The 13,087-nt window shown below is 73.7% G+C and carries 10 protein-coding genes; 3 read left to right on the top strand and 7 right to left on the bottom strand.

Annotated features, from left to right (window positions below; all coding sequences use genetic code 11):
- Positions 1-43 precede the first annotated feature (43 nt).
- On the bottom strand, positions 44-556 hold the full coding sequence (locus tag ABT034_RS23855) for a DinB family protein (protein ID WP_502973040.1): 513 nt from the start codon (positions 554-556) through the stop codon (positions 44-46).
- 292 nt (positions 557-848) lie between these two features.
- Between ABT034_RS23855 and ABT034_RS23850 the strand changes: the two genes are divergently transcribed.
- Positions 849-2,048 (top strand): S8 family peptidase, encoded by a 1,200-nt coding sequence (locus tag ABT034_RS23850; protein ID WP_351218396.1) that lies wholly within the window; start codon positions 849-851, stop codon positions 2,046-2,048.
- A gap of 96 nt (positions 2,049-2,144) precedes the next feature.
- On the opposite strand, the gene ABT034_RS23845 is transcribed toward ABT034_RS23850, so the two are convergent.
- From ABT034_RS23845 to ABT034_RS23835, 3 genes are all read right to left on the bottom strand, one after another.
- Positions 2,145-4,727: a helix-turn-helix transcriptional regulator gene (locus tag ABT034_RS23845; protein WP_351218394.1), complete on the bottom strand. Its 2,583-nt coding sequence runs from the start codon at positions 4,725-4,727 to the stop codon at positions 2,145-2,147.
- 172 nt (positions 4,728-4,899) lie between these two features.
- Positions 4,900-5,775: a bis(hydroxyethyl) terephthalate hydrolase gene (gene bdeA / locus ABT034_RS23840; RefSeq protein WP_502973038.1), complete on the bottom strand. Its 876-nt coding sequence runs from the start codon at positions 5,773-5,775 to the stop codon at positions 4,900-4,902.
- A 180-nt stretch (positions 5,776-5,955) separates the two neighbouring features.
- Positions 5,956-7,995: a calcium-binding protein gene (locus ABT034_RS23835; protein WP_351218392.1), complete on the bottom strand. Its 2,040-nt coding sequence runs from the start codon at positions 7,993-7,995 to the stop codon at positions 5,956-5,958.
- Positions 7,996-8,271: 276 nt separating this feature from the next.
- Between ABT034_RS23835 and thpR the strand changes: the two genes are divergently transcribed.
- Both thpR and bla read left to right on the top strand, forming a co-directional pair.
- On the top strand, positions 8,272-8,889 hold the full coding sequence (gene thpR / locus ABT034_RS23830) for an RNA 2',3'-cyclic phosphodiesterase (RefSeq protein ID WP_351218390.1): 618 nt from the start codon (positions 8,272-8,274) through the stop codon (positions 8,887-8,889).
- A gap of 222 nt (positions 8,890-9,111) precedes the next feature.
- Entirely contained in the window at positions 9,112-10,059 is a 948-nt protein-coding gene (bla, locus tag ABT034_RS23825; protein WP_351218388.1) for a class A beta-lactamase, read from the top strand.
- 319 nt (positions 10,060-10,378) lie between these two features.
- On the opposite strand, the gene ABT034_RS23820 is transcribed toward bla, so the two are convergent.
- Genes ABT034_RS23820 through ABT034_RS23810 form a run of 3 tightly spaced genes read right to left on the bottom strand, consistent with a single transcriptional unit; the run spans position 10,379 to position 13,019 of the window.
- Positions 10,379-11,209 (bottom strand): ABC transporter permease, encoded by an 831-nt coding sequence (locus ABT034_RS23820; protein WP_351218386.1) that lies wholly within the window; start codon positions 11,207-11,209, stop codon positions 10,379-10,381.
- Positions 11,206-12,216, bottom strand: coding sequence for an ABC transporter ATP-binding protein (locus tag ABT034_RS23815; protein WP_351218384.1), 1,011 nt, complete (start codon positions 12,214-12,216; stop codon positions 11,206-11,208). The genes ABT034_RS23820 and ABT034_RS23815 overlap by 4 nt, the downstream gene beginning before the upstream one ends.
- On the bottom strand, positions 12,216-13,019 hold the full coding sequence (locus tag ABT034_RS23810) for an ABC transporter permease (RefSeq protein ID WP_351218382.1): 804 nt from the start codon (positions 13,017-13,019) through the stop codon (positions 12,216-12,218). The genes ABT034_RS23815 and ABT034_RS23810 overlap by 1 nt, the downstream gene beginning before the upstream one ends.
- Positions 13,020-13,087: the final 68 nt, after the last annotated feature.

Genomic DNA, 13,087 nt, shown 5'->3' with positions numbered 1-13,087 from the left:
CGGGGCAGGCTCTTTCGGGGGCCTGCCCCTGTCGTCGGGTCCGCTACTGGCCGACCCGGCCGTCGACGCACTCGCGCAGCAGGTCCGCGTGTCCGCAGTGGCGGGCGTACTCCTCGACGCGGTGGACCCACAGCTCGCGGACGGCGGTGCCGTCCTGGATGACCCGGGCGTCCAGGTCCGTGCACGCCAGCAGGGCCGCGTCGGTCGCCGCCTGTTCGCGCGCGAGATCGGCGAACGCGCCGTCGACGAGCGTCTGCTCCGCGACGGCTCCTTCGAAGTCGCCGTCGGCGTCGCCGTACAGCTTCGGTTCCGGTTCACCCGGCGGGATCCACCCGCGCCAGTCCCGCTCCACCTCGGCGAGGTGGCGGACAAGACCGAGCAGGGACATGGTCGACGGCGGCACCGACCGGCGGGCCAACTGCTCCGGGTCGAGGCCCTCGCACTTCATCCGCAGGGTCAGCCGGTAGCCGCCCAGGAAGTCCTGGTACGTCGCCAACTCGCCGTCCGGACTGGGGCCTTCACTGTGCCGGGGATCCTTGTCGGGGTCCGCCCACATGTCGGGGTAGACGCTTGCCCCGCTCCATCGCTCGGGCGCGTCGGTGTCTGTGTTCACGGTGCCGAGGATGCTGAGGGGCGGCCCGATGCACAAACGATTATTCGTGACCGTTTCACGCAGGAGTCCGCCAGAGCGCGTGTGGACCGTGGAGGCGATGCGGAGAGATCATTAAGAAACCTTGTTGAATAAGCCCGTACCCCAGGTTCGCTCTTGATTTGCTCCTGCCAACCCGCACAGGGTTCTCTCGAACGTTTGACGCCCCACACGTCAACACGAGGAGAGATCCCTTTTCATGGCAACTCACAAGCGATCCCACGGTCTTCGCAACGCGGCCATAGCCACAGGTGTGGCGGGCGCCGCCACCGCGGCACTGTTCGCGGGCAACCTCGCCGGGGCGGCCGCCCCGGCCGAGGGGACCGTGCACGGACTCGGCGCACCGGGCGCCGTGGCCGGCAGCTTCGTCGTCATCCTCGACGCATCCGCGAACAAGGCGGATCTCGCGAAGAAGTACGGCGGCACACTCGAACGCTCCTACGGCTCCGAGGTCAACGGCTTCTCCGCGTCCGGCCTCAGCGTCGACGAGGCCAAGCGGCTGGCGGCCGACCCCGCCGTCGGGACGGTCGTACAGAACAAGCGCTTCAGCATCAACGAGACGCAGGAGAAGCCCCCGTCCTGGGGCCTGGACCGGATCGACCAGGCCGACACCGCCGGTGACCAGAAGTACGCCTACCCCGACAACGGCGGCGAGGGCGTCACCGCGTACGTCATCGACACCGGCGTGCGGATCTCCCACCAGGACTTCGGCGGCCGGGCGAGCCACGGCTTCGACGCCGTGGACAAGGACAACACCGCCGACGACGGCAACGGCCACGGCACCCACGTGGCGGGCACGATCGCCGGCACCTCCCACGGCGTCGCCAAGAAGTCCAAGATCGTGGCCGTCCGCGTCCTCGACGACAACGGCTCCGGCACCACCGAGCAGGTCGTCGCGGGCATCGACTGGGTGACGCAGAACCACTCCGGGCCTTCGGTGGCGAACATGAGCCTCGGCGGCGGCGCCGACGAGGCCCTCGACGCGGCGGTCAAGCGGGCCATCGCCTCCGGCGTGACCTTCGCGGTGGCGGCGGGCAACGAGTCCTCCGACGCCGGGCAGGGCTCGCCGTCCCGGGTGCCGGAGGCGCTGACCGTGGCGTCCAGCACCAAGGACGACCAGCAGTCGGAGTTCTCGAACTTCGGCGCCGTGGTCGACCTGTACGCCCCGGGCTCGGAGATCACCTCGGCCTGGAACGACAGCGACACCGGTACGAAGACGATCTCCGGTACGTCGATGGCCGCGCCGCACGTGGCGGGCGCCGCCGTCCTCCACCTGGCGGCCAACCCGTCGGCGACGCCCGCCGACACCGCCGCCGCGCTCACCGGGGCCGCCACGGCGGACGCGATCAAGAACCCCGCGTCCGGCACCGCGAACAAGCTCCTGAAGATCGCGCCGTAGCCACACCGCACCACGGCTCGCACCAGGCGGCCCTCCGCACACGGAGGGCCGCCTTCTTCGATGCCGTCGAGCCGCCGGCCCCCGGCCCGGGGCGGGTCAGCAGCCCGTCGGGCGGGCGTCCCAGCGGCCGACCACCCCGGGGAGTTCGACCCGGGACCGGATGCCCAGCCTGGCGAAGACGCTCCGGAGGTGGTGGTCGACGGTCCGGGGGCTGAGGGTGAGACGGTCGGCGACCTCCCGGTTGGTGGCGCCCCCGGCGACGAGACGGGCGATCCGCTGCTGCTGCGGCGTCAACCGCCCCAGCGCCGCCGGGTCCGTGACCCCGCCCGTGGTGCCGCCGGTGGCGCGCAGTTCGCACCGGGCGTGCTCGGCCCATCCGTCCGCCGCGGCCCGCTCGAAGGTGACCAGGGCGTCGCTCAGCGGACCGCGCGCGTCGCCGGGCCGCCGGCGGCGCCTCAGCCACGTGCCGTACGCGAGGAGGGTGCGGGCGCGCTCGAAGTCGTTGCCGCAGCTGTCGTGGCGGCGGACGGCCTCACCGAACCAGTACGCGGGCTCCTCGCCCGGCGCGAGCAGCGCCCGGCAGCGGGCCAGTTGGGCCGGTGCCGTGCCGTCGATGCCCTGGCCGGCCCAGACCGCGTACTCCTCGGCCGCCTCCCGCGCCTCCGCGCGCCGTCCGGACGCGACGGCCGCCTCCACGAAGCAGGGGATCACCAGCATCCGCAGCGCGAAGTGGCCGCCCCGCGGACCCTGCCGGACGAGCGGGAGCAGCCGCGCGGTCGCCTGTGCGGCGAGACCTCGCCCCGACTCGGCCCGGGCCAGCGCCCATTCGGCGAGGGTCGCGGCCTGGACGAGGCCGTGCGGGCGCGCGGTGTCGAGGGCCCGCCCCGCGTGTTCCGTCACGGTCCGGCCGTCGCCCGCCACCGAGGCCACGAGGGCCAGGACGGCGTGCTGGTGGGCGGCGACGTTGTGCTGGCCGGTCTGTTCGGCCGCCCGCAGGCCCTCGCGCGCGGTGCGCGCGGCCCTGCTGTAGCGGCCGGCCCGGAGTTCGGCGTAGGCGAGGTGTTCCAGGGCCCGGGGTACCAGGGCGGTCCGGTGCTCGGCTCGGGCCCGGGCGAGGGCGCGGGCGTGGACCCGGGCCGCCGCCGCGGTGTCGCCCAGCACGAGCGCGGCCGAACCGGCCCGGAGGAGGAGCCGCGGGTCGTCCTCGGCGCCGTCCCGCGCGACCACCCGCGCCAGGGGGGTACGGGCCTGGTCGAGGCGTACGTCGAGGGCGGCGCGCAGCCCCTCGACGAAGTCGCGTTCCGTGCCCTGGGCCGCCTTCCCGGGGTCGAGGGCGGCCAGGCACGCGGCGACGTCACCCCCGGCCCAGGCGGCCTCCATGGCGAGGAACCGGGCGTCGGCCGCCTCGGCCGGCTCCCGGTCCCCGAGCAACTCCGCCGCCTGGAGCAGCACCTCGTACGCGTCCATGACCGGGCCGCCCGCGAGCGCCGCGAGACCACGGACGAGCTGGGAGCGGCCGCGAACCTCGGGAGCGAGGGCGCGCACGGCGGGAGACGGCCCGAGCCGGTCGGCGCGGTGGCCCTCGCCACGGACGAGGGTGGGGTCCGCGGGGGCGGTGGGAGGGGTAGGAGGGGCCGGGGTGGTCCCCGCGGAGGCCGAGGCGAGTGCCGCGTGGCCGAGGAACGGGTCCTCGAAGCGGAGCGCGTCGTCCCTGCGGCTCAGCAGCCCGCCCGCGATCAGACCGTCCAGCGGTTCGACGGAGGTGCGGGTCGCCCGCGCGGTGGCGAGGACCGCGCCGAGGGCGACCTCGTACGCCCGGGGCGGATCGTTCGGCCGGCCCGGCTTCCACGGCCCGCGGGGTTCCGGCGGCGAGTCGTCGGCGCCGGTGCGGCCGGTCAGGGCGACCACCGCGAGCAGGCGTCGGGAGTCCGCCGGAAGGCTGTCCACGAGACCGCCGTACACCTCGGCGAGGACGGTTCCGTCGACGAGGGGCGCGGTGCCGGTCACCGGAGCGGTCATGAGGCGCCGTACCGCCGCGGCGAGGACACCGGGGTGCCCGGCCGTCTCGTCGAGCAGCCGCTCACCGATCCCGGGCGGTGGCGGCGGCGCGCACAGGTCGCCGAGGAGCGCCCGTGCGCCGTCCCGGGTGAGCCGCCCAAGGCGTACGGTCTCCGCCCCCGGCACCGTGGGTAGGCGGTGGTGACGGGCTGCCGACACGAGCCAGACCGTGCCGCCCGACCGGCTCCCCGGCTCCCGCCAGGCCGTGGTGAGCGCGGCGCGCGAGTGGGCGTCCCACAGGTGCAGATCGTCCAGGCAGATCAGGACGGGACGGCCGGCGGTCAGTCCGTCGACGGCCGGGGCGAGGCCGTTCTCACCCCGCGCGTCCCGCAGCGCCCGGCGCCCGGCGGACGGGTGGGGCGCGAGGGCGGCGCACAGGGACCGGACCCCGCTCCACGCTCCCCGGTGCGGGGGCGCGGCGACCCGGTGGGCGGTGCCGGGGAAGTCGTGGGCCGCCCGCGCGAGCAGCGCGGTGCGCCCCTCGCCGGGGTCGCCGGTGACGAAGAGGACGCCGCCCGCCCCGGTGGCGGCGCGGGCCGACAGCCGGGCCACCGCGGCGAGTTCGGCCGTACGGTCGTACAGCCGCGGGCCTGGGGCGGCGGCTTGGGTCGCTCCGCTCACGGCGATGACGTTACCGACCCGTAGGTAACGGGGGAAGGCTCCCGGGCCCGGGCATGGGCAGGGGCCCAGGCCCGGGAGCCGTGTCCTGTGACGGCGCACAGAACGTCCGGGCGGGCGACGGCAGTCAGTCGCCGGTCGTCAGGCGCCCGACGCCGGCCGACGGCCGTCGGCGTCAGTTGCCGAGCGGGCAGCTGCCCCGGTACTCCTCGATCGTCAGGCTGGGTCGCGGCAGCGGGCAGAGGAACTGCTCGTAGCGGGTGTCGTCGTCGATGAAGCGCTTGAGCCAGGAGATGCTGTACTTCGCGATCGTCGTGTTCGAGGTGTTCGGGGTGAAGTGCGTGGCGCCGTTCAGCTCCAGGTACGCCTTGTCGAGGGAGCCGGGCAGGCTCTCGTAGAAGGGCTCCGAGTGGCTGGCGACGGGGGCGACCGTGTCGCCGTCCGCGCCGATGACCAGGGTGGGCGTGCGGAGTTCGGGCCAGGTCTTGTCCGTGTTCCACCCGGTCAGGGGGATCGCGGCCTTCAACGAGGGCCGGCTCTTGGCGGCTTCGAGGGAGCCCCCGCCGCCCATGGAATGGCCCATGACGCCGAGTCGGGACGTGTCGACCCTGCCGCGCACGGAGCTGCGCTGGGTCAGGTGGTCGAGCGCGGCCAGGAGCTGACGGCCCCGGCTGTCGGGCTGGTCGAGGGTGGTGAGGGTGTCGATGGTGAACACCACGAAGCCCTGCGAGGCCAGGCGCGGTCCCAGCCAGGCGATGGAGGACTGGTAGGCGGTGAACCCCGGCGAGATCACCACCGCGCCGAACGTCCCGTCGCTCGTGGACGTCGGGTAGTAGATGGTGCCGCCGCCGAAGCCGCTGGCGGCGAGGGAGGAGACGCTGGTCTCGGAGACGGCGTACGGGCCACGCAGGGCCTCGATGCTCGACTGGGTGGGTGCGGGGCCCCGCTCGTACGGGTTGGCCGCGGCGTCGGCGGCGCTGACGCCCGGGGTGGCGAGCAGGGTGAGGCAGGCGGCGGTGGCGGTGGCTGCTGCTGCGAGGTGTCGTTTCACGACGGAGTCGTCCTCTCGTGTCGTGTGGCGGCCGCCCCCGGCGGAACCGGGGGCGGCGCGTCCTGGACTGGCCCGGTCACTGTCGACGCGGCGCGGCGCGCGGGCATCGGCAGAACCACCGGTCTCGCCGTCGGTGGAGGGTGTCCGGGGAATGTCGGAGGAGGGACTACCAGGGGACTGTCAGCCGCAGCTGATACGCGTGTCGCCGGGGTCGGTCGTGCAGGTGTCGGTGCCGGGGCCGCCGTTGGCGGTGTCGTTACCGCTGGTGCCGTCGGTGGTGGTGAGGCGGTCGTTGCCGTAGGTGCCGGTCAGGGAGTCGTTGCCCGGACCGCCGTTCAGGGTGTCGTCGCCGAAGCCGCCGTCGATGTTGTCGTTGCCGAAGCCGCCGTGGGCCGTGTCGTTGCCGTAGCCGGCGCGGATGATGTCGTTGCCGCCGAGGCCGCAGATCACGTCGTTGCCGGATCCGCCGTTGAGGGTGTCCGCGCCGCCGGTGCCGATGATCGTGCAGCCGCGGGCGTTGTTCACCGAGGTGGTGGCGGTGGCCCTGTTGTTCGAGGGCGTCGGGTCCTGCGGGGTGCCGCTGACGTCGGCCGTGTTCGTGAGCGTGCCGGTGGCCCGGGGCTCCGCCGTCACCGTGACCGTCGCGCTCGCACCGGGGGCCAGCGTGCCGAGGGTGCAGGTGGCGCTCGTCGGGGTGGTCGTGCAGCCGCCCTGGGAGGGGACGGCGGAGACGAGGGTCGCGCCGGCCCCGGAGAGCGTGTCCGACAGAGTGACGCCGGTCGCGGTGGCGGTGGACGTGGCGGCGTTGGTGACCGTGACCGTGTAGGTGGCTCGGTCGCCGATGCTCACGGTGGTCGTGCCGGTCTTCGTCACCCTCAGGTCCGCCGCGCTCGGCGGGGGCGGGGTCGTACCGTCACCGCCCTCGTAGCGGGCGAGGGCGAAGGCGAAGCCCGCCCCGTACCCGGCGGCGACGATCCTGCCGTCCGGCTGTACGAGCACGCCGCGGATCTCGTCGAAGTCGTTGAAGCCGGTCACCACGAAGCCGTCGCCGCCGAAGCCGGTGTCCACCGTGCCGTCGGGGTGGAGGCGGAGCAGGCCGAAGTCGTTGGCCTCGGAGCTGTTCGGGTCGTCCGCCCGCCCCGCGAGCACGATCTTCCCGTTCTGCTGGAGCGCCATGTCGTACGCGGCTCCGCCGCCGCCCGGGGGGTTGACCGCGGTACGGCCGCCGGTGCCGAAGCCGGCGTCGGGGCTGCCGTCGGCGTTGTAGCGGAGGGCGATGAAGCCGACGTCGCCGGAACCCGCGGCGACGATCTTTCCGTCGGGCTGTACGGCCACGGCGTTGCCGAACTCGGTGCCGCCGAAGTCCGTGGCGACCATGCCGTCACCGCTGAAGCCGGTGTCGAGGCTGCCGTCGCTGTGGTAGCGGGCCACCCCGATGTTGAAGGCGGTGTTTCCCACGTAGCCGACCGAGACGATCTTGCCGTCCGGCTGGAGGGCCATCGCGCGGGCGATGCCACCGCTGTCCTGCGGTGAGGTGGGCGTGAAGCCCGCGACCACGGCTCCGTCGCCGCCGAGGCTGGGGTCGAGGCTCCCGTCGGTGCGGAGACGGACCAGCGCGAACCCGCTGCCACTGCCCTTGCCCACGGCGACGATCCGGCCGTCGGGCTGCACCGCCACGTCCGCGCCGTCCGCGGATCCGCCGAACTCGTCGACGCGCACCAGGCCCCCGTCGCCGAAGCTCGTGTCGAGGCTGCCGTCGCTGTGGTAGCGGGCCACGGAGAAGAAGCAGCAGCCCCCGCCCTCCTCCGCGAGCACCTCGGTGGTGCCCACCACGACGATCTTTCCGTCGGACGGCTGGATCGCGACCGCGTTGGCCGAGTGCGAGCCGCCGCCGAAGTCGCTGGTGACCGTGCCGTCCCCGCCGAAGCCCGGATCGAGGCTGCCGTCGGTGAGGTACCGGGCGAGCGTGAAGCCGGCCTCGCTCACCCCGACCACGACCAGCTTGCCGTCGGACTGCCGGGCGAGGTCGTGGCCTTCCGCGTAGTTGGTGATCCGGGTCGTCACCCGGCCGTCGGATCCGAACGTCGGGTCCAGGTCACCCGGGGCGGCCAGCGCGGTGCCGGGCAGCGCGAGTACGAGCGCCGTGCCGAGCGCGACCGGTACCCCGGCCCTCCCGCCGGGCCTGCGTCGTCGTGCCGGTCTCAGCTGTACGTGGGTCATGGATGGACGAACCTCCGTCTTTTCGGGGGTGTACGGGGAGCAGCGCACAGCTTCGTCGCGGAATCGGGCCCCGCGGGCGCGGGCCGTGCCGGACTACGCCCACCGGACCCCGCGAACCACCCCCGTGGGGGAGCGCGCGGGGCGCGATCGACGGGCCCGTTGCTCCGGCCGGGGTCGCGGTGGTGTGCACCGCCCGACGGCGGGTCCGCCTTGGACACCGCGTACCCTCACCTCGGAACAGCGGCGTCGGACGCGGGGCGAGCGGGGAAACGGAAGATGACTGAGGTGCGCGGGCAGGGGGCCGGGCCCGGTGGGGACGAGCGGGACCGGGCGGCGACCGTTCGCGTCTTCATCGCCCTCGCTCCGCCGGACGAGGCGAAGGACGAGCTGGCGCGGGAGCTGCGCAGCGCGTACGACGCGTATCCGCACATGCGGTGGAACCGTATCGAGGACTGGCACATCACCCTGGCGTTCCTCGGCGAGCTCCCCGTCGCGACCGTTCCGCTCCTGCGCCCGCCGCTCGGGGACCTCGCGGCCTCGCGGCGGCCCGTCGAACTGGGGCTGCGCGGCGGCGGGCACTTCGACGAGCGGGTGCTGTGGAGCGGGATCGACGGGGACCTGGAGGGGCTGCACCGGCTCGCCGCCGACGTCCGTGCCGTGGTCCGGGAGTGCGGTGTCCCCTTCGAGGACCGGCCGCTCCGCCCCCATCTGACCCTCGCCCGCGCGCGCCGCGACGACCTGTCGAGCGTGGTGGACGTCGCCGACGGGCTCGCCGGCTTCACCGGCTGCCGCTGGCGGGCCGACCGGCTCCACCTGGTCGGCAGCAACTTCGGCCGGGGGCCGGGGCCGATCCGGTACCGGGACATCGAGGCGTGGCCGTTCGACGGGCGCTGAGCCGGGGGTTTCGCCGGACCGGGGAAACACGCGGGGGCTGAGGGGTGCGTGGGCGCTACGGGGTGCGGGGGCGCCGAGGGGTGCGTGGGAGCTCCGGGATGCGGGGGCGCCCGGGGGGGGTACGTGGGCGCTGCGGGGTGCGTGGGGCGCTGCGGGTCGCAACCGATCCGGGTCCCTGGCACGTGTTCCCCTGTGCAGTGATCGCCACGGAAGGGAACCACGTTGTCCGTCCCAGGTCTCACCCCGTCCCGTCGCACCGCTCTCGTCCTCGGCGCCGGTGCCGCGCTCGCGACCGTCTCACCTCTCGCCGGGTCTGCGTACGCCTCCTCCCCCGCCGGGCGGGACCCCGGGGGGAAGGACCCCGGCGGGAAGCGCCTCGTCGCGCGGCTGCGGGAGCTGGAGCGGCGGCACTCCGCCCGGCTCGGCGTGTTCGCCCGCGACGTGCGGACGGGGCGCTCGGTGGCGTACCGCGCCGAGGAACGCTTCCCGATGTGTTCGGTCTTCAAGACCCTCGCCGTCGCGGCCGTCCTCCGCGACCTCGATCGCGACGGCACGTTCCTGGCGCGGCGCATCCGCTACACCGAGGCGTACGTCGAGCGGTCGGGCTGGTCCCCCAGGACCGAGCTGCCCGAGAACCTCGCCCACGGGATGACCGTCGCCGAGCTCTGCGACGCCACCCTGCGCTACAGCGACAACACCGCCGCGAACCTGCTCCTCCGCGAGCTGGGCGGTCCGACGGCGGTCACGCGGTTCGCCCGGTCGGTCGGCGACGGTACGACGCGGCTCGACCGCTGGGAGCCCGAGCTGAACTCGGCGGAGCCCTGGCGGGAGACCGACACCTCGACGCCCCGCGCCATCGGCCGGACGTACGGGCGGCTCCTGCTCGGCGACGCACTCCCCCGCGAGGACCGGGAGCGGCTCACCCGCTGGATGCTCGCCAACACCACCAGCGGCGAGCGGTTCCGCAAGGGGCTGCCGGCGGACTGGCTCCTCGCCGACAAGACCGGCGGCGGCCGGTACGGCGGCAACAACGACGCGGGCGTCACCTGGCCGCCGGACGGCGGTCCGATCCTGCTCGTCGTGATGACGACGCGGTTCGAGGAGGACGCGCCGCCCGTCGATCCGCTGGTGGCCGACGCGGCGGCCCTGGCGGCGGCGGAACTCCGCTGACGCGAGCGGGAACGAGAGCCGGGAACGAGAGCCGGGAAATCGGCTCGATTAAATGGGTTGAGCGTCGCCTCCGGCCTTCCTAGGCTGTGGGTACACGCTGAAAGGAGGTGATCCGAGAACATGGTTTCTTTTCGGATTCGTGAGGTGACTGCGGGCTAACGGCCTGCCGTCGCACTCTGTGCACCTCGGCAGGTCATCTGCCGAAAACCACGCAGTCACCCGACCCGTGGGCCGCCGGTGATCCGGCCGGCTCCCGTCCGAACTCGAGCGGACGGGACCAAGGCCCACGGGTCGTCCGCGTTCCCGCGGGCCGCACACGTCAGGCCAGGCTCAGGGCGCCCGTCCGCCTGGCCCGTGCCTCGCCCACCCGCAGGATCAGCGAGGCCGCCACGAGGAGCAGGGCGCTCAGCGCTCCAAGGCCGAGCAGTGTCGGGGCGAGTTCGCCCGCCGTCCGGTGTTCGAGCAGCGCCCCGCGGACCGCGAGCAGGCTGCCGGTCAGCGGGAAGACCGCGCCGACGACCTGGACGGCCACCGGCAGGGCGAAGTGCGGGAGCCGGACGCCCGAGACGAACCAGAGGGGCTCGTCGAGGATCGTGTACAGGAAGGCCGAGTCCCGGGAGAAGACCAGCAGGCTGTTGAGGAACGCGCCCCACGCCACGGCCGGGATCAGCAGGGCCAGGAGGACGATCCCGTACATCCACCAGCCCGCGACGGACAGCGTGCCGAAGCCGGTCAGGGCGGCGACGGTGAAGCAGGTGAGCAGCCAGGCGTTCTGGAGGAGCGCGCCCGCGCCGTTGGCGATCATCAGGGTGAGGCGGCCCGCCGGGGAGAGGAAGAGCAGTTCCAGGGTGCCGGTGGTCCGCTCGAAGGAGAGGTGCCAGGCGCTCTGGACGAGGGAGAAGAAGAAGGCGTACGCGAGGGTGCCGGTGGCCAGGAACGCGAGGAGGCGCTCGGGGTCGGCGGCGAGCGGCCAGTTCTCCGCGGCCCGGGAGGCCGTGGCGACGGGCCGCAGGGTGTAGTAGGTGGTGGCCAGTTGGAGGATCGGCCAGACGAGCATCGAGAAGACGACGAGCGGCTGGCCGAAGAGCCGGCGGTGCTGCTTGAGCGTTTCCGCGGCGAAGACCCGCAGGGCGTGCCGGAGCTGGTTCACCGGGCGGCGCCCTGGGCCGCTGCCGTTGTCACGAGGCCCGCCTCGCCGGTCTCGGCGAGTGTCAGGATCGCGTCCTCCAGGCTGGCCTCGGCGATCTCCAGGCCGCCGATGGAACCGCCGGCCCCGACCACGGCCGCCGCGAGCGGGCCGGCCATGTCGTCGGGGTGGCGCAGGGTGATCAGTTCGCCGCCGTCGGGGAGGGGTTCGCGGATCGCTCCGAAGGTGTCCGCGACGGCCCGGGTGCGGTCGGTGGGGTCGGTGACGGTGAGGCGGACCGTGCGGTGGCTGCCGGTCGCGGTCTTCAGTTCGGCCGGGCTGCCCTGGGCGAGGTGGCGGCCGGCGGAGATCACGTACACATGGCCGCAGAGCTCCTCCACCTCGGCCAGGTAGTGCGAGGTCAGCAGGACTCCGGTGCCGTCGTTCGCGGCCAGGTCCGCGACGACGCGCCTCAGGTCGCGGGCGATCGGGGCGTCGAGGCCGAGGGTCGGTTCGTCCAGGAGGAGGTAGTCGGGGCGGTTGATCAGGCCGCGGGCGATGGCGAGGCGCTGGGTCATGCCGCGCGAGTACCGCTCGACCATGGTGTCGGCGGCCTCGGTCAGGCCGACGAGGTCGAGGAGCTCGTCGGTCCTGCGGCGCAGTTCCGCCCTGGGGACGTCGTAGAGCTGGCCGAAGTACCACAGGTTCTCGCGGCCGGTCATGCGGGTGTAGACCATGCGCTCGCCGCCGGCGATGAGGTTGATGCGGCGGCGGACGGCGCGGGCGTCGGTGACCGCGTCGAGGCCGTCGACGCGGACGGTGCCGGCGCTGGGGCGCAGGAGGGTGGCGAGGATCTTGATGGTGGTGGTCTTGCCGGCGCCGTTGAGGCCGAGGAGGCCGGTGACGCGGCCGCGCGGGATGTCGAGGTCGAGGCCGTCGACGGCGCGCTTGAGGCTGCGGGGGCCGAAGAGGCCCTTGTCCCGTACGGCGAATTCCTTGTGCAGGCCGCGGACTTCGATCGCGGTGGTCATCAGTACGTCCTTTCGACGGCTCGGGCCTCGGCCCGCGGCAGGCAGGCCAGCCCCAGGAGGAGGTAGGCGCCGGTGAGGGCGGCGCTGACGGCCAGCCTCGGGAGGAGTTCGGGGAGGGTGTGGCCGCCGGTGAAGCTGCCGTGCAGGACGTCCATCGCCGAGGTGGTGGGGAGGATTTCGGCGAACCAGCGCACGGGCTCCGGGAGGTAGTCGCGCGGGAAGGTGAAGCCGCCGACCAGGCCGAGCACGATGAAGACGGTGTTCTGCGAGATGTGGGCCTCGCCCGCCGCGATCATCAGTCCGCCGAGGCCGACGGAGAGCGCGAAGACGGCCCCGATCAGCGCGAGGCCGCCGAGCAGCGCGCCGGGTACGGAGGAGACCGGCACGGTGATGCCGAGGACCGCGACGACGAGACCGAGGGCCAGGAACTCGAGGACGCTGCTGACCACCGCGAAGGCGGTGAAGCCGAGGAGGTACGGGAGGCGGCCGGCGGGGGCGATGAGCAGCGCGCCGAGGGTGCCCTGGCGCTGTTCGGTGATGAGGGCCTTGGCGGACCAGAGGATCAGCCGGACGGCGAAGTGGAAGGCGGTCGTGCCGACCACGATGTAGGCGAGGTAGGCGGTGGTGCCGCTGCCGGCGGCGAAGTCGTCGCCGACGGCGCCGCCGCCGATCGCGTGGAAGCCGAGGTAGGCCAGCGCGATGGTGAGTGCGGCGGGCAGGACGGTGCCGACGGCGTACGTCCACGGATAGGCGCGGCGGGTCATCTGCCAGGTGCGCCAGGCGGTTGCCCAGGCTATGGGCATGAAACGGATCCTCCCCCGGGTACGGAAACTCTGCGAGTGAGTTCCTCTTAGGAACTCACAGTGAGTTT

It is taken from the genome of Streptomyces sp. NPDC002773 (genome assembly GCF_040295605.1).
GTDB lineage: Bacteria > Actinomycetota > Actinomycetes > Streptomycetales > Streptomycetaceae > Streptomyces.
This window is presented reverse-complemented; position numbering and strand designations above follow the sequence as displayed.